The following is a 17,187-nucleotide window of genomic DNA, read 5'->3' as shown; positions in this document are numbered from 1 at the left end:
TATCCCACGTCTTTCGTAACGATAAATTTTAGAATGTTCGACTCCTACTTGGTCGTTGCGGTAAATAATAATGTTTTTGATAAACGTCGGATTCCCCTGGAATCCATGCCATATTGATCGCATTTTGTCTCAACGACTTGTAAAAATTAAATTTTACGCCGAAAAAAGATGCTGTAGGTATCCCACGTCTTTCGTAGCGATAAATTTTAGAATGTTCGACCCCTATTTGGTCGTTGCGGTAAATAATAATGTTTTTGATAAACGTTGGATTCCTCTGGAATCCATGCCATATCGATCGTATTTTATCTTAAAGGCTTGTAAAAATTAAATTTGACGCCGTAAAAACATGCTGAAGTCATCTAACGTCTGTAGCATCTACCTCGAATGTTTATGAAAAATGAATCCAAAAGATGCCGTAGGCATCCAATATTTGTAGCCTGAAAGATGCCATAGGCATCGAACGTATGTAGCCCAAATGTTCGCGCAATTCACGACCCCGTAGGGGTCGCACCAATTAAATTCAGGTTCAATTATTTAATTCGCAGGCATCAATCCCGCGCGTTTCAATAATGCATCTGGTTGAGGTTCTTTTCCTCTAAAACGTTTATATAGCACCATTGGATCTTCAATGCCACCTTGCGAAAGCACATTTTCCATAAATTTTGTGGCAACTTCTTTATTGAAGATACCTTTCTCCTTAAAAAATTCAAAAGCATCGGCATCCAAAACTTCAGCCCATTTATAGCTATAATATCCCGACGAATAACCACCTTGAAAAATGTGGGAAAATGATGTGCTCATGCAATTCTCCTTCACATCAGGAAATAATTGACTGCCTTCAAAAGCTTTTAATTCATGCGCTTTAACATCGGCTATTGATGTTGGATCGATGCCATGCCAGCTCATGTCCAAAAGCCCAAAACTCAATTGTCGTAAGGTCTGCATTCCTTCGTGGAAGGCTGAAGAATCTTTAATTTTTTGAACTAGTTCCATTGGAATTAATTCGCCTGTTTGATAATGGGTGGCGAACAGTTCCAAAGCTTCTTTCTCATAACACCAGTTTTCAAATATTTGGCTTGGCAATTCCACGAAATCCCAAAACACACTCGTTCCCGATAAACTTGGATAGGTGGTGTTGGCCAACATCCCATGAAGTGCGTGTCCAAACTCGTGAAACAAGGTTGTGACTTCATTAAAAGTCAATAATGACGGTTTGGTTTTGGTAGGCTTTGTGAAATTACAGACGATTGAAATGTGCGGACGTTCGTTTTTATCCGCTTTTATAAATTGAGGTTTGTAACTGGTCATCCATGCACCGTTACGTTTCCCTGGTCTTGGGAAAAAATCGGCGTAAAAAATGGCAACCAATTCGCTGTTGGCGTCGGTTACTTTGTAAGTTAAAACATCTTTGTGATATTTATCGATGCTCGTGATTTCTTCAAACTCCAATCCGAATAATTTTTGAGCCACCTTAAAAGCACCGTTAATGACATTTTCAAGTTTAAAATAGGGTTTTAGCTTTTCATCATCCAAATCGAAGCGTTTCTGTTTCAGTTTTTCAGCGTAATAAGCAGAATCCCATTTTTCCAATTGGTCAATGCCATCTAAAGTATTAGCGAACTCTTGAAGTTCTTTAAATTCTCGGATAGCTGCAGGTTTTGCCTTGACCAATAACTCTTCCAAAAAGTCTTCTACTTTTTGTGGCGTTTTGGCCATGCGTTCCTCAAGGATAAAGTGGGCGTGGGTTTTATAGCCTAAAAGTTGGGCCCGTTCAAACCGTAATTTTGCGATTTGCAACACATTCTTTTGGTTGTCCAAAGCATCGCCTTTAAACGCTTTTTTTCCTGCAGCAATGGCCAACTTTTTCCTGAGTGCTCTATTATCTGCATAGGTCATGAAAGGAATATAACTTGGGTAATCCAAAGTGAATAGCCAACCTTCTTTGTCTTTGCTTTCTGCCAATTGTTTAGCTGCTTCCAATTCGCCTTCTGGTAATCCTGAAAGTTCATCTCCATTAGTTACCAGCATTTCAAAGTTATTGGTTTCTGCCAAGACGTTTTCACCAAACGTCAATTTAAGCTGGCTCAATTGCTTGTCAATAGCTCTAAGCTGCTGTTTTTTTTCTTCTGAAAGATTAGCGCCATTTCGTGCAAAGCTCTTGTATTTTTTATCCAAAAGCGTGCTCTGTTCGGTAGTTAGGTCTAACGTGTCTTTTCGATCATAAACCGCTTTGACCTTTTTGAATAGGGCTTCGTTTAAAGTGATGTCGTTGCTGAATTCGGTGATTAACGGAGATACTTCTTGAGCAATCTTTTGGATAATATCACTGGTTTCAGCAGAATTGAGATTGAAGAAAATATTGGCAATCCGATCCAATTGTTGACCGGTAAACTCTAAAGCCTCGATAGTATTCTCAAATGATGCCTCGTCTTCCGTATGGACTATCGCATCGATTTCTAATTTGGCGTCGTCAATTGCGGCTTTGAAAGCTGGCAAAAAATCAGTGTCCTTTATTTCTGAAAAAGGTGCCGTGTTGTAGCTTGTATTAAAATATGTATTTAAGATATTCATAGAATGAAATGTTCGGTTTTTTAAATATGATGTGCGATTTTTCTCGATAAACAATTGTAGACCTGACAATTAACTTATTATTCATATATCAATGCTAATATATACCTACCTTTGTATAGCAATTGTAAATAAGTTTTGAAAAAGGCCCCTTTTATAATTGATTAATAGCATGAAACCCCTGGCATACGTCGGGGTTTTCTATTCTAAATCTTGAGAAGATGCAATAACTTGAGCTTTCAAATCTTCTTTATAGGCGATAATCTTTTCTTGAACCTGTGCGTCCGAGCTTCCTATAATTTGAGCTGCTAGAATTCCAGCGTTTTTGGCCCCATTTAAGGCTACTGTGGCAACTGGTACGCCGCCAGGCATTTGAAGAATGGAGAGAATTGAATCCCAGCCATCAATAGAATTGGTGCTTTTTACCGGAACCCCAATAACTGGCAATGGCGATAAGGACGCAATCATTCCAGGTAAATGTGCGGCACCTCCGGCACCGGCAATGATTACTGATAATCCGCGTGTATGGGCGTTTTTTCCATAATCGAATAATTTTTCTGGGGTTCTGTGAGCAGAAACAATATCCACTTCAATAGCAATATTGAACTGTTTTAAAATGTCAATAGCGTCCTGCATAACTGGCAAGTCGCTTTTACTTCCCATGATGATTCCTATTTTGCTCATAATTTTATAAAGTACAAATTTTTAAGTTCCCTGTTAGCCAAGGGGAAGGCTAATTATTGATTTGTTATGTGTTTACTGACTAATGACTTTTATTAAATTCTTTACATCCTCCGCAATTTGCCGTGCTTCATTCAAATCTTCATTGACAATCGTTACATGGCCCATTTTTCGAAATGGTCTTGTTTGTTTCTTACCATAGATATGGGGGGTTACACCGTCCATAGCCATAATGTCTTCTATATTTTCATAGATGACATCTCCAGAATGGTCTTCGGCGCCCACCAAATTGACCATCACTGCGGCAACTTTATTGTCCGTTTTCCCCAAAGGTAAATTCAAAATGGCTCTTAAATGTTGCTCAAACTGAGAAGTGTAGCTGGATTCGATGGTATGATGTCCAGAGTTATGAGGCCTTGGGGCAACTTCATTCACTAATATTTGGTCATCTTGGGTTTGAAACATTTCTACAGCCAACAAACCAACGTGATTGAAAGCTTTAGAAACTTTTAAAGCAATGTCCTGCGCTTTATGGGCAATCTTAGTCCCAATTCTAGCCGGGCAGATGACATATTCCACTTGATTGGCTTCTGGATGAAATTCCATCTCTACAACCGGATAAGTCTTTACATCTCCCTCCACATTTCTACTGACAATAACCGCAAGTTCGTTTTTAAAAGGAATCAGGGTTTCTGCAATGCATTCGCCATCTTGTAGGTCTTTTAAGTCGGCTTTGCTTCGCACCACTTTGACGCCGTTGCCATCATATCCAAACTGAGCAGCTTTCCAAACAAAGGGCAAATGGAGTCCGCCATTGTCAATAGCATCTTCAATTTGTGAAAGGTAAGCAAAACGAGTGAAATTGGCCGTTGGAATATTGTTGTCCACATAAAATAACTTTTGTGTGGCTTTATTTTGAATGATTTTTAAAGTTCTGGACGAAGGAAACACTTTAACTCCTTGTTTTTCTAATGTTTCTAAAGCATTGGCATTGACATTTTCAATTTCAATAGTGAGTACGTCAACATTTTTTCCAAAATTGACGACGGTTTCATAATCCATCAAATCACCTTGGGTAAATTCATTGCAGGCAATTTTAGAAGGAGCTTCATCACTGGGATCAAGAACGCAGGTATAAATATCGAATTTTCGAGTTTCTGTAAGCAGCATTTTGCCCAATTGGCCTCCGCCAAGAATGCCGAGTTTAAAGTTTGAAGAAAAATAATTCATGTTTAAGGTTCTTACAGGAGGAAATCAGTTAAATTTATGTCGTTAATACAGCAAAAATACGCTTAAACTCTGAAAGTTGTCAAGGAAATCCTGAAATTTCGGGAGTAAATTTTAAATCAAAAGCGTATATTTGCATCTTTTAAAAACCAATTACATTGATCAAGCTTCACGATTTATATTTTAAACCCTTTATATCTGAAAAGGAAATTGATACTGCTGTCCAGAGAATGGTGGACGAGGTAGCGAATGATATAAAAGACGATATTCCTGTATTTGTTGGTGTTTTGAACGGTTCATTCATGTTTGTGAGTGATTTTGTTAAAAAATATCCAAAACCGTGTGAAGTTACCTTTATAAAATTAGCTTCGTATGAAGGTGTAAAATCAACGGAAGACATTGAGCGTCTGATTGGATTGACTCAGGATTTGACGGGTAGAACGGTTGTGATTCTTGAAGATATTATTGATACGGGTAATACTTTGGAGGAGGTTCATCGTATTTTTAAGAATGAAAAAGTCAAGGAGTTGAAAATTGCAACGCTTTTTCATAAATCAGAAGCTTACAAAAAAGATTTTAAACTACATTATATTGGTATTGATGTTCCTAATAAGTTCATTGTTGGATATGGACTTGATTACGACGGATTGGGGAGGGATTTACCTGAAGTATATCAATTAAAAACGACTCAACATATGACTAATTTTGTGCTATTTGGTCCTCCAGGCGCAGGGAAGGGAACACAGGCCGATTTTTTAAAGGAGACCTATAATCTAGTACATATTTCTACAGGTGATGTGTTTAGGTACAATATCAAAAATGAAACTGCTTTAGGAATGCTCGCCAAATCCTTTATGGATAAAGGTGAATTGGTTCCAGATCAGGTCACTATTGATATGCTAAATACCGAGGTTGAGAAAAATTCAGATGCCAATGGTTTTATTTTCGATGGTTTTCCAAGAACCAATGCTCAAGCGAAAGCTTTGGATGAATTGATGGAAGCCAAAGATTCGCAAATTAATGCCATGATTGCCCTTGAAGTCGATGATGAGGTTTTAGTACAGCGTTTATTAGGTCGCGGAAAAACCAGTGGAAGGGCAGACGATGCAGATGAGCAGATTATCAGAAATCGTATCAAGGAATACTATAAGAAAACCGCCATTTTAAAAGATTATTATACTGCTCAGAACAAATATTGTGGTGTAGATGGGGTTGGAAGTATCTCAGAAATTACAGAGCGTTTGAATAAGGTGATCGATTCCTTGTAGTTGATTGCTAAATAAGGTGTTCCGGAGCTTTGCTGTTCGATTATTGCTGAACGCTAAAGCTTTGTCTTAATGGACACCTGTATATATTAGATTTTAATTAAAAAGACTCCCATTTTCGTGGGAAGTGAATATGACCGAAGGAAATTTTGTTGATTATATAAAAATGAACGTTCAATCTGGAAACGGAGGCAAAGGTTCTATGCATTTGCATCGTGAAAAATATATCACCAAAGGAGGTCCTGATGGTGGTGATGGTGGTCGTGGTGGTCATGTAATTATGAGAGGCAATCAAAACCAATGGACTTTATACCATTTAAAGTTTAAAAAACATATTAGGGCCGAACATGGGGGGCATGGGAGCGCTTCAAGAAGCACTGGCGCTGATGGGGATGACGTTTATATTGATGTGCCATTGGGAACTGTGGTGAGAGACGCTGAGACCAATGAGGTCATTTTTGAAATTACCGAACACGGCGAAGAAAAAATCATCGTCGAAGGCGGAAAAGGCGGACTCGGAAACTGGCATTTCAGAACCTCTACAAATCAAACCCCACGCTATTCGCAACCAGGTATTCCATTGCAGGAACGCGATATTCTTTTGGAACTTAAGATCCTGGCTGATGTTGGCTTGGTAGGCTTTCCAAATGCTGGAAAATCAACTTTATTGTCGGTTGTTACATCAGCAAAACCAAAGATTGCCGATTATGAATTTACGACACTAAAGCCCAACTTAGGGATTGTGGAGTACCGTGATTTTCAAACTTTTGTCATGGCAGATATTCCCGGAATTATTGAAGGCGCTGCAGAAGGTAGGGGACTAGGCCATTACTTTTTAAGGCATATTGAGCGCAATTCAATTCTCTTGTTTTTGATTCCAGCAGATGCCAAGGATATTCTCAAACAATACGAAATTTTACTGGACGAATTGCGTCGCTATAATCCGGAAATGTTGGATAAAGAACGTTTGATTGCGATTTCAAAGAGCGATCTTCTTGATGCTGAGCTTGAAGCAGAGCTCAAACTTGAACTCGATAAAGCCTTGCCGATAGATTATATGTTCATCTCCTCTGTAGCCCAAAAGGGAATCACTGAATTGAAGGACAGACTTTGGAAGATGTTAAATGTTTAGCTTTCAATCCTGATGAGCTCTATGGCATAAATGCTGCTTTTTCATCATCTCAGTTATAATTGTTGTCCATTTCAAGCCCCTGTTTATTTGGAGATTTGTAAAGGCGGAGTGTCAGAGGGCAGATGGATTGTCAATCAGCCATGGGTTTTTATACATGGATATTACCCTTCAAAGAATTGTTCCCGATCGATTCCATTACCTCATAGTTCCTATGCATGGAATGTCTGGCGACATTACACTACCTATTTAATGGATAACTACCGGGCTTACTGGAAGATTTTTTGCTGTGCTTGAAATTTTAAAGTGACAAAAAACTTGCCACAACCGAACTTGACCTCATTAAACAATTTTCCACATAAGTATTTTCTGTTTCAAGACATATGCACACAACTTTTGGGAAATCCTTATGGATCGGTTTTATTATACCAACATTTTAACAGCAGTTATAATTGCGTTTAATAGAGGATAAAGAATGTTCCTTGTACGCTACAGGAATTTTGAATTGTTACAGTATCCTCAATGACATTTTGGACTTCAATATATCATTTCTTACGTGTCTACTATCTGCAACGGCTATGGGATATATAAAGATTTTATGTTGCTTTTAACAGAAATAATAGGCTTTATTAAAATTCATCCAAATTTATTTAGGAATTTTAACTTTTTATTGTGATGTTTGAAGGTAAATAATTAAATTCATTAAGTATGAAAACACAATTACGTATAATTTTAACACTATCGATGGTGTTATTTGCTCATATCTTATATGGGCAGGACAAAGTGATTTCAGGAAAGGTGACGGATGAGTCTGGACTGCCTTTACCGGGAGCTACGGTGATTATTAAAGGCACCTCAAAAGGTGCATCGTCGGATTTCGACGGAAATTACTCCATAAATGCCTCGCAAGGCGATGTTTTGGAGTTCAGCTTTGTTGGATATAACAACAAGGACGTAACCGTTGGAGCGAGCAATGTGATAAACGTTTCGCTCGAACCTGGCAACGTTTTAGAAGAGGTTGTTGTAGCCGCTTTTGGTATCACCAGAGAGAAAAGATCGATGGGTACCGCCACTCAGAGCATTAAAGCTGAGGATCTTCAAAGAGCAGGTTCTCCAAACGTTATTAACTCGCTTTCAGGAAAGGTTGCCGGTGTGCAAATTAGTCAGGCAGGCGGGCAGCTTGGATCGTCCTCCAGAATTGTTATTCGAGGTAACAGTTCTTTTGGCGACAACCAGCCCTTAATTGTCATTGACGGGGTTCCTGTTTCCAACAATTCTACTACTGGAAATGCAGTTGACTACGGTAGTGGTTTGAACGATATTAACCCTCAAGATATTGAGGACATCTCCGTTCTAAAAGGAGGAGCTGCAGCAGCATTGTATGGGATGCGTGCTGGGCATGGTGTTATTCTTATAACAACAAAGAATGGTTCTGCAAGAAATCAAGGCATGACAATTGATTACGCTGGAGGTTTTAATGTAGATCAAGTTTATAGTATTCAAAAATTCCAAAACAAATATGGACAGGGAAATCTCGGTTCTGAGTTTTATAACAATCAATATGCTCCTGGGATGTCCTATCAGGAATACGCTACTGGAGGCTTTAATCCAGGTGTAGGCTTTTCCTATTTAGACGGCATAGGTGGAGGTGTTAATGATGGTGTTGACGAAAGTTGGGGGCCAAGATTGGACATTGGGTTAATGATCCCGCAGTTCAATAGTCCAATTGTCAACGGTGTTCGTCAAGCTACGCCTTGGGTCTCAAATCCGAACAATATTAAAAGCTTCTTTAATTTGGGTTACACTATCAACCAGAATATTTCTTTGACATCGGTTTCTGAAAAATCACAAACTCGATTTTCAATCGGACAACGTGATCAAAAAGGAACACTCCCTAATACAGATCTTACACGTTATAATGCAAGTGTCAATACTGTCATGAATTTTAATGAGTATCTGGAATTTAATCTAACTACAAACTACACACACACTAGAAGTGATAACCTACCTGTTACAGGCTATAACGCAGGGAATCCATTACAGTCATTCGGGCAATGGTTTGGTCGTCAGGTGGATATATCAGATCTGAAAGAAAACTGGAAGACGACTATGCTTAATGGTATGCCATATAACTGGAATAGTAATTACCATAATAACCCGTATTGGAGTATGAATAAAAATACCAACTCGTCTATTAAAGATAGAGTTTTTGGTAAAGCAGCGATTATTTTTAAACCAACAAAAGATATCAATATTGAAACTCGTGTTGGAATGGATTATTTTAACGCCAAGCAGAATCCTGTACAATACTCAGGCTCAAACGAAACCCTGCTAAACGCTAGAACTGCAAGTTTCCACGGAGGCTGGTTCAGGTTAAATAACCAAACTCAAATGGAACTTAATATTGACCTTATTGCCACTTATAACAAAAATTTTGGCAAAGTTTCCTTTAACGCTTTGGCTGGTACAAACTATCGCAACCTTCGATGGGAATCAACTACTATTGGAGCAAACCGATTGACTGTTCCTAATCTATTTACCGTTGCTAACGTACAAGGTAGTCCTGTAACCGGCATGAGTCATAGCTGGATAAGGAACAACAGTGTTTATGGTTCGGCTTCTGTAGGTTATGACAATTGGATATTCGTTAATGGAACCGTTCGTAATGATTGGAGTTCCACAATTGAGGAAAGCTTTTTCTATCCATCAGTTGATGTAAGTATACTGCCTTTAGACCTGTTTAACGCTAAATCCAGCACCCTTTCCTTCTTGAAATTAAGAGGTGGATGGGCCAAGGTAGGTTCAGCTACAGGTGCATATAGAACAGATCCTTATTTCTCTGCTAGTTCTAATACCATTTATGGCGTAACCCAGTATTCTCAAACAACAACTTTTCCTCCTGTAGGTCTTAAACCAGAACAAGTGATAACTTCTGAGTTTGGTCTTGAGGCGCGATTATTCAACAACAGAGTTGGTTTGGATTTTGCCGTTTACGACAAAACAACGACAGATCAGATTATGAGTGTTGCAATTTCTAAAGCTACTGGATATAATTCAATGCTTCTTAATGCTGGCGAAATTAATAACAAAGGTATGGAGCTTCAGTTAAATACCGGAATCGTAAGAAATGAAGATGGCTTTAACTGGGATCTTATCTTAAACTGGGCAAAAGACAAGAGTAAAATTATTGAATTATACACGGATCCCGATACCGGGCAAAGTTTAGATGCATTTACAATTGGCAGCGAGTGGAGTGCTAATGTTCAGGCTAGACCAGGCCAACCTTGGGGCGTTATTTACGGAACTGGAATGGTTAGAAACGATAATGGAGATATTTTAGTGGGGGCTAACGGTCTTCCGCAAGTAAAAGGCAATATGAAAATAGGAAGCGTTACCCCAGATTGGATTGGCGGTATCAGAAATGAATTTTCATACAAAAACTTAAGTTTTGGATTCTTAATTGATGTCCGCAAAGGAGGTGATATTTTTAGTGTATCGCAAATGTTTGGAGCTTATGGTGGTCAGTTAAATATAACTGCAGAAGGAGATCTACGTGAAAAAGGGGTCATTCTTGGTCAAAATTATATGACAGACCAAACGTTTGTTAAGGCAGCAGATGGTTCGGCTAACGATATTACAGTATCGGCTCAAAATTTCTTCAAGAGTTATTACAGCAACCAAGAGTTAGCAGTTTATGATGGCTCTTACGGAAAACTACGCGAAGCTCATCTTACGTATAACTTACCTAAGAGAATGTTAGGCAATAATCTCTTTAAGAGTGCGAGCTTTTCATTAGTAGGTACAAACTTGGCCATACTTTGGACACATAAATCAAATAGAACTGGTGTAGATCCTGAGAACTCTACAGGATCAGGCAATGGTGGTGTTGGTTTGGAAAGCACAAGTTTTCCTCCATCTCGCAGTATGGGGGTTAAGTTAAATTTAAAATTCTAAAATAAATACTATGAAAAATAATATAACTATATGCTTTGCATTCGTCATTTCGATGACCCTGTTTTTATCAGGTTGTACTGCAGATTTTGGTGAAATAAACACTGATCCAGACCGGGCAAAAGACGCTCCAGCAAACAACGTATTGGCGTTCGTCCTAACATATCATTCGGATACTTTTTATGATTCTTGGAATAACTTAAATGAACCATCAACATATGGTGGTCAAATCGCTAAAATTCAATACATTGATGAGGCACGCTATAATTTCCGTCCAGGAGTGGTTGAAAACAAATGGTATTATGGATACCGTACGCTTCAGAACATTCAGGAAATCAAGATTAAAGCTGAGGCTGACGGAGCTACTAACCTTTTAGCTGTAGCCAAGGTATTGGAGGCGTATATTTTCCAAGCCATGACCGATACATGGCGCGACATTCCATATTCTGATGCCCTTGGGATGAAGGATGGTATCCTGTTGCCATCATACGACAAACAGGAAGAAATTTACCCAGCATTGCTGAACACCTTGGAGGAAGCCAATAGCTTGTTTAATCAAGGATCAAGTGATGTTGTAGGAGACGGCGATTTGTTATTTCATGGTGATATGACCAAATGGCAAAAATTCTGTAATTCACTACGCCTTCGTATGGCTATGCGTATTTCGGATGTGAGCCCTTTAGGTCAATCGACTGTTGAGACTATTATGGCTAATCCGGCCGCAAACCCTATTATGGAAAGTAACGATGATAATGCATTTTACGTATATCCAGGAAGCAGTCCTTATGAAGATCCATGGTATGAGGATTCAACAGGACGTGATGATCATGGTATGTCAGATGTCTTGATTGATGCCTTACTAGATCTCAATGACCCTCGTCTTCCAGTGTATGCACATCCAGCTGAATCTGATAATCAATATCGAGGATTTACCATTGGAGCCGCCGAACAGCCTAATTTATCTACTATTTCAAGGATAGGCGCGCGTTTCCGTGATGATCCATCAGGTTTTATACCTTACATGCGTTATGCTGAGACTATGTTTCACGTTGCTGAAGCAGCACAGAAAGGCTATAGCGTAGGCGTGGATGCTGAAACTGCGTATAATGCGGCAGTAACTGGATCTCTGTTGGAAAATGGAATTGCACAAGCTGATATTACGGCATACCTGACGGGAGATGGTGCCTATGACGGTACACTCGAAACTATTTATTTACAAGAATGGATATCTTTGTTTAAGCAGGGTATGGAGGCTTGGTCCTTATACCGCAGGACTGGAGTGCCAACTACACATTACGTAGCGCCGGGTACTACATATACCGGGCACAATTCACCTCCTTTCCGTTATCCTTACCCTAATAATGAAAGTAGTCTTAACGGTACCAATGCAAGTCCATTTATTGGTGAAGTAGTAGATGATTTCTGGGGAAAACAGATGTGGTGGGATACCAGAACTGGTGTTAATTAATAATACTATATACCTATAACTAAAAATCCGGAATGCTACCAAGCATTCCGGATTTTTTTTTATCATATAATTCAAAATTCACTATAATATTAACACTTCATTGTAAAACCAAGCATACAAGTATATACGTTTAGTTAATTTATTTTAAACGAAGCGCACCTATTGTTGTCTTATTTGTCAAAACCTAGATTATATTTATGTCTGATAATTAAATTGGTAGAAAATCTGTCCTAAAGATAACTTCATGAATCCTAAATTAGATTAGGAAGACTTATGGTAACAATATTTGAAAACTCATATATAGATTACAATGAATTATAATACTTAACTATACGCTGTAATTGATCATCTTTCGTAATGTTTTTCACTTTATTTTCTTTGAGAAATAAAAGTATTTCTTTTTGTTGATCTGACAATACATTGATTAAGTCTTTTTTACTTTCAATCTTAACGGCTGGTTTATTATCAATAGAAATGTAGTATAAATCAGATTTAGGTATAAATTTAGCAGATCTTGAAGGTCTAATGCCATCTCCTTTGACTTCTTCTTGAAAAAACACTTCTGGTTTGGCATAGAGCGTTGCATTTCCTTCTTCTACAATTTTAAAAAAGGAAGATTTTATCTGTTTTTTATTAACATAAGAAATATACTCCATTTTATATTTACCAAAATCGATTAACTCTAAAGTTTCTGGATTAGAAATGGCTAAAATCTTAGCTTCTGGGGTTTTAAACTCCAAATTATCACTATAGATGTTATATCTAACCGGAATATCAATAATCTTTTGTTTTGAAGTTGTGTAAATGGTTCCATTAGTAAAGTTTTCTTCCAGATATGGAGATCCCTCGATATCTAATTCTGAGAGTATAATCGTTAAATCTTTCTCGGTCATTTCTACTATTCTAAAGTAATCCATTGTAGGAATCACATTATAATTGTATTGTCCTTTAACCTGAATCGAAACGATTAACAATATGATCAAAATAAAGAATTTCCTTTTCATCGGTTTAGTTTTAGACATTGTTATTGACGGATCTAATTTCGTAAACAAGACCATATTAATTTATATAAATATAATGATTTTCTTGGTAGAAGCTGGCTTGTTCTTTGGTTTGACACGGTGTAGAATTTAGCTTCAATTAAGATTCGAATAATTAGTATTAGGAAATGAAAGTTGCTGTAAGCCTTGTATGAGCGAGTACAATCAATACAGCATGGATTAAATTTTATATTTTATTAAGAAAACGATGAATGAAAAACACCTCAAAAACATTATTGGTAGCGCTGATAATAGTGACGAACGTATCTTTTTCTATTTTAATCCAAGTCCTGATTTTAATTTCTGTCGTTAAATTTTCGATGGAAACCATCCCAGACTTAGAGCCTCAAACCAAAGGTCTCTTGAGGCATGTTGAAATATTTACAGGTATTATTTTAACTCTCGAATATGTCCTAAGGATTTACGTGGAAGATCGAAAATTGAATTTTTTTCAGTTTCTATGGATTATTGATTTTTAGCGATTCTTCCTTTCTATCTTGCTGTTGGCGTTGATTGACGATCATTACGGGCATTGCGTTTTTTGCGTTTGTTCAGAATTTTAAAGTTGGTCAGATACAACAAAGCCATGAATCAATTTTCAATAACCATTAAAAGCGTTAGGGAGTAAGGTTTTCTATTTATTTCTTCAAAAATTAATTACAACCAGAGCATTTCTCATCTATTTTTGATAGTTTGTTGTGGGTAATAATCACTTTAACTATTGTTGGGTATGGGAGTGTGCACCCCATTACTGTTGGAGGAAGGATGTTTACGTTTTTTTATTTTGAGGATAGGTTTGGGAAGTGTGGCCGTTCCTACATTGTTTTGTCGGCTCTTACACATTCTTATGATGACCCTGTAGATTCTCTTGATAAATCGGAAGATAAATAGAACTCAATTTTCTTAAAGATTTAATACAATTTTAGTAAATCTTATGAAGCCTTGGATTTTTCGTTTCGTAACTTTGGTTAAAACGATATAGAATGAAAAATTTAAACGATAAAGTTGCCTTAATCACAGGTGGCAGTAAAGGAATTGGCTACGGTGTAGCAATGAGTTTGTTGAATGAGGGTGTTAATGTGGCCATAACAAGCAGAAATGAAGCAAGCGCGAAAGCTGCAGCAGAGGAACTTACAAAGAATTGCAAAACAACTGCAAAAGCGATTGGTGTTGAGGCCGATGTCAGAAAATATGAAAGCCAACAAAACGCGGTAAAACAAGTGTTGTCTGAATTTGGACAGTTGGATATCGTCGTGGCTAATGCAGGATTGGGGCATTTTGCGTCTATTGAAGACCTGACACCAGAGCAATGGCAAGAAACAATAGATACCAACCTTTCAGGGGTGTTCTACACAATTAAATCGAGCGTTGATGCGCTAAAAAAATCCAAAGGCTATTTTATTAGTATCTCCAGTTTGGCGGGAACCAACTTTTTTGCGGGCGGTTCAGCATATAATGCGAGTAAATTTGGGGTTACGGGTTTTACGCAGTCGGTGATGTTAGATTTGAGACAACATAATGTTAAAGTGAGTACGATTATGCCGGGCTCGGTTTCAACACATTTTAATGGCAACGAGCCAGATCCTAGCGACGCTTGGAAAATCCAAAGTGAGGATATTGGTGAACTGGTAGTTGATCTTTTAAAAATGAATGAACGTACCTTACCGAGTAAAATCGAGGTAAGGCCAACTATGCCACCGAGTAAATAGTGTCAGATAATAATAGGTCTATGTAGAAAATGCCTCTTGCAATTTTATCTCTTTTGATATGGAGATATGTTGAAGAGGCATATTTTTTATTACCTTTAAAATAAAAAATCATGAAAAAGTTACTCCTCCTACTTGGGTTTTCCTTGCTTGTTTTGTCCTGTGCTTCTGTGCGCGTAAATTACGATTATGAGAAAGCCACAGATTTCAACGGCTATAAATCCTATAATTATTATAGTGATATGAATATGGGGATGAGCGAATTGGATTCAAAAAGGCTTTTGGATGCCTTAGATGCCAGTTTACACGCTAAAGGCTTGAGCTTGTCAGATTCCCCTGACTTTCTTATTAATATCAAAAGTAGCACCTATCAGGAAGCGCAACGCAGCAATATGGGCGTAGGTGTTGGCGGCGGAGGTGGAAATGTTGGTGGTGGGATTTCTATAGGTATCCCTGTTGGACAAGCAAAGGTGAACAGGGAGATCATATTTGAATTTGTTGATGAAAACAAATCAGGATTGTTTTGGCAAGCCATTAGCGAAAGTGCATACAAACCAAACGCTAAACCAGAATTGAAAGAATCTCAGTTTAAAGCCGTTGTTGATAAGGTGTTATTAGGATATCCACCAGCGCCTAAAAAGAAATAATTAATAAGTGATACTATAGATTTATTGGTGTCTATTGGATAGCTCTTGTGTCCAACCTTTAAAAACTCTGCCTATTAGTTAATTTATTGGTTTACAGTAGATTAGGTTTAATTGTTTTTTGATATCATGTAGTTCATCGAAAATAATTGGTTTTTCATCGATAATATTATACATTCGTCGTGTAAATCTGCCAACCAAATTTATTTTTATGAAAACTATCAAACTTACTCTTTCGCTATTTTTAATTAGCGTTCTATCTTTCGGACAAATTTCTCCTCAAGAAAAAAATGCCCTTATAGAACTTTCTAAGACCACCAAAGGTGATGCTTGGCTTAAGACTTGGGATCTCAATGCGCCTGTGGATACATGGCATGGTGTAAAGGTGGTTGATAATAAGGTGGTCTCGCTTAATTTGGATTTCAATAATTTGGAGGGGACTTTACCAAAGGAATTGGGTGATTTAGTTCACCTTGAGTATTTAAGCTTATTTCGAAATTCCATCTCAGGAACTATCCCAACAAGTATCGGGAAATTAAAGGCTTTGAAAGAGATCAACTTAGCTTTCAATAAACTTCAAGGTACTATTCCTACTGAGCTCACCACGCTGGCATCATTGGAATCTTTACAGTTATTCATGAACGAATTGTCAGGGCAGATTCCAAATAAGATTGGGAACTTATCCAAATTGAAAACCTTAGAGTTGTACAATAATAATTTAAGTGGATCCATTCCACAATCTATAGAAAATCTTACAAATTTACAAATACTTGTCATAAGCAGTAATACCTTAACGGGAAAACTGCCTTCCAATTTATCACAACTCAAAAAATTGAAATCATTGAGCGTTTTTGATAACCAATTATTGGGTACGATTCCTGATTCAATCGGCGCGTTAACCAATCTTGAAGAATTGGTATTATCAAACAATGCATTTTATGGTGATTTACCCACTCAAATGGTAAAGTTGAGCAAGCTTAAGGTTCTTCTTATAGGAAACAATAGTTTTAAAGGAGAATTGGCGCAATTGGAAAAACAGTTTCCTAATTTAATTGCGTTTGATTATCAAAATACAAAGCCTGGTGGGGTCCTTGCTACTTTAGACACAGAGGATTAGCATTAGCATCAAAATATGACAGACTCCCAACATTTATTTGTTGGGAGTTTTTTATGAAATAAAGTTTTTATAATCAGAAAAAAGCTATTATATTTGCAGTCCTAAAATGAGGCAGTCGGCATTATGAACCGAGAGTTAAAAGCTAAGAGAATCATTTTAATTTATATCGCGGGATAGAGCAGTAGGTAGCTCGTTGGGCTCATAACCCAAAGGTCACAGGTTCGAGTCCTGTTCCCGCTACTAAGCAAGCCCCCTGAAATTTTTCAGGGGCTTTTTTCATTTTATACTTTCAACAATTCATTTTATACTTTCAACAATGGACTTTACTATGGATTTTGTTGTTTATGTTCTATGGTCTCCAAAGTATCGGAAGCGCTATGTTGGAATGACC

General features: G+C 37.6%; 13 protein-coding genes and 1 tRNA gene. 10 read left to right on the top strand and 4 right to left on the bottom strand.

Annotated elements, in window-relative coordinates:
* Positions 1 to 534 precede the first annotated feature (534 nt).
* From J4051_RS18345 to J4051_RS18335, 3 genes are all read right to left on the bottom strand, one after another.
* Positions 535 to 2,571, bottom strand: a complete 2,037-nt coding sequence (locus tag J4051_RS18345) for a M3 family metallopeptidase (protein WP_208235340.1) — start codon at positions 2,569 to 2,571, stop codon at positions 535 to 537.
* Positions 2,572 to 2,769: 198 nt separating this feature from the next.
* Complete coding sequence (gene purE, locus J4051_RS18340; RefSeq protein ID WP_208235339.1) at positions 2,770 to 3,252, bottom strand: 5-(carboxyamino)imidazole ribonucleotide mutase; 483 nt, start codon at positions 3,250 to 3,252, stop codon at positions 2,770 to 2,772.
* Positions 3,253 to 3,324: 72 nt separating this feature from the next.
* The gene (locus tag J4051_RS18335) at positions 3,325 to 4,479 is read right to left on the bottom strand and encodes a 5-(carboxyamino)imidazole ribonucleotide synthase (RefSeq protein ID WP_208235338.1); all 1,155 of its coding nucleotides are present in this window, start codon (positions 4,477 to 4,479) and stop codon (positions 3,325 to 3,327) included.
* A gap of 155 nt (positions 4,480 to 4,634) precedes the next feature.
* Here J4051_RS18335 and J4051_RS18330 point away from each other — a divergent pair, with 155 nt between their 5' ends.
* The 4 genes from J4051_RS18330 (at position 4,635) to J4051_RS18315 (ending at position 12,289) form a co-directional block, all read left to right on the top strand.
* Positions 4,635 to 5,744, top strand: coding sequence for an adenylate kinase (locus J4051_RS18330; protein ID WP_208235337.1), 1,110 nt, complete (start codon positions 4,635 to 4,637; stop codon positions 5,742 to 5,744).
* Positions 5,745 to 5,874: 130 nt separating this feature from the next.
* Entirely contained in the window at positions 5,875 to 6,873 is a 999-nt protein-coding gene (gene obgE, locus J4051_RS18325; protein ID WP_208235336.1) for a GTPase ObgE, read from the top strand.
* 705 nt (positions 6,874 to 7,578) lie between these two features.
* On the top strand, positions 7,579 to 10,824 hold the full coding sequence (locus J4051_RS18320; RefSeq protein WP_208235335.1) for a SusC/RagA family TonB-linked outer membrane protein: 3,246 nt from the start codon (positions 7,579 to 7,581) through the stop codon (positions 10,822 to 10,824).
* A gap of 52 nt (positions 10,825 to 10,876) precedes the next feature.
* Positions 10,877 to 12,289 carry a SusD/RagB family nutrient-binding outer membrane lipoprotein gene (locus J4051_RS18315; protein ID WP_208235334.1) on the top strand — a complete coding sequence of 471 codons (1,413 nt, stop codon included), beginning with the start codon at positions 10,877 to 10,879 and terminating at the stop codon, positions 12,287 to 12,289.
* Positions 12,290 to 12,594: 305 nt separating this feature from the next.
* Here the strand turns inward: J4051_RS18315 and J4051_RS18310 are convergent, their stop codons facing one another.
* A complete protein-coding gene (locus J4051_RS18310; RefSeq protein ID WP_208235333.1) occupies positions 12,595 to 13,293 on the bottom strand; it encodes a hypothetical protein in 699 nt (232 codons plus the stop codon).
* 248 nt (positions 13,294 to 13,541) lie between these two features.
* Here J4051_RS18310 and J4051_RS19235 point away from each other — a divergent pair, with 248 nt between their 5' ends.
* The 6 genes from J4051_RS19235 to J4051_RS18285 all read left to right on the top strand — a co-directional run bounded on the left by J4051_RS19235 (position 13,542) and on the right by J4051_RS18285 (position 17,036).
* Entirely contained in the window at positions 13,542 to 13,808 is a 267-nt protein-coding gene (locus J4051_RS19235; RefSeq protein WP_317192747.1) for an ion transporter, read from the top strand.
* A gap of 214 nt (positions 13,809 to 14,022) precedes the next feature.
* Positions 14,023 to 14,220: a potassium channel family protein gene (locus J4051_RS19095; RefSeq protein WP_317192746.1), complete on the top strand. Its 198-nt coding sequence runs from the start codon at positions 14,023 to 14,025 to the stop codon at positions 14,218 to 14,220.
* A gap of 92 nt (positions 14,221 to 14,312) precedes the next feature.
* A complete protein-coding gene (locus J4051_RS18300) occupies positions 14,313 to 15,038 on the top strand; it encodes an SDR family oxidoreductase (protein ID WP_208235332.1) in 726 nt (241 codons plus the stop codon).
* A gap of 110 nt (positions 15,039 to 15,148) precedes the next feature.
* Positions 15,149 to 15,682 (top strand): DUF4136 domain-containing protein, encoded by a 534-nt coding sequence (locus tag J4051_RS18295; protein WP_208235331.1) that lies wholly within the window; start codon positions 15,149 to 15,151, stop codon positions 15,680 to 15,682.
* Between the two features lie 208 nt (positions 15,683 to 15,890).
* Positions 15,891 to 16,796 (top strand): leucine-rich repeat domain-containing protein, encoded by a 906-nt coding sequence (locus tag J4051_RS18290; protein ID WP_208235330.1) that lies wholly within the window; start codon positions 15,891 to 15,893, stop codon positions 16,794 to 16,796.
* A 167-nt stretch (positions 16,797 to 16,963) separates the two neighbouring features.
* A tRNA-Met gene (locus tag J4051_RS18285) sits at positions 16,964 to 17,036 on the top strand.
* Positions 17,037 to 17,187: the final 151 nt, after the last annotated feature.

This window comes from Gelidibacter pelagius (assembly GCF_017581925.1).
Taxonomy (GTDB): domain Bacteria; phylum Bacteroidota; class Bacteroidia; order Flavobacteriales; family Flavobacteriaceae; genus Gelidibacter; species Gelidibacter pelagius.
This window is presented reverse-complemented; position numbering and strand designations above follow the sequence as displayed.

What these genes read in the sequence shown, in the direction of transcription:
- J4051_RS18335 (WP_208235338.1), bottom strand. Translation starts at nt 4,479, where the DNA reads ATGAATTATTTTTCTTCAAACTTTAAACTCGGCATTCTTGGCGGAGGC.
- J4051_RS19235 (WP_317192747.1), top strand. Translation starts at nt 13,542, where the DNA reads ATGAAAAACACCTCAAAAACATTATTGGTAGCGCTGATAATAGTGACG.
- J4051_RS18295 (WP_208235331.1), top strand. Translation starts at nt 15,149, where the DNA reads ATGAAAAAGTTACTCCTCCTACTTGGGTTTTCCTTGCTTGTTTTGTCC.
- J4051_RS18300 (WP_208235332.1), top strand. Translation starts at nt 14,313, where the DNA reads ATGAAAAATTTAAACGATAAAGTTGCCTTAATCACAGGTGGCAGTAAA.
- J4051_RS18290 (WP_208235330.1), top strand. Translation starts at nt 15,891, where the DNA reads ATGAAAACTATCAAACTTACTCTTTCGCTATTTTTAATTAGCGTTCTA.
- J4051_RS18315 (WP_208235334.1), top strand. Translation starts at nt 10,877, where the DNA reads ATGACCCTGTTTTTATCAGGTTGTACTGCAGATTTTGGTGAAATAAAC.
- obgE (WP_208235336.1), top strand. Translation starts at nt 5,875, where the DNA reads ATGACCGAAGGAAATTTTGTTGATTATATAAAAATGAACGTTCAATCT.
- J4051_RS18345 (WP_208235340.1), bottom strand. Translation starts at nt 2,571, where the DNA reads ATGAATATCTTAAATACATATTTTAATACAAGCTACAACACGGCACCT.
- J4051_RS18320 (WP_208235335.1), top strand. Translation starts at nt 7,579, where the DNA reads ATGAAAACACAATTACGTATAATTTTAACACTATCGATGGTGTTATTT.
- J4051_RS18310 (WP_208235333.1), bottom strand. Translation starts at nt 13,293, where the DNA reads ATGAAAAGGAAATTCTTTATTTTGATCATATTGTTAATCGTTTCGATT.
- purE (WP_208235339.1), bottom strand. Translation starts at nt 3,252, where the DNA reads ATGAGCAAAATAGGAATCATCATGGGAAGTAAAAGCGACTTGCCAGTT.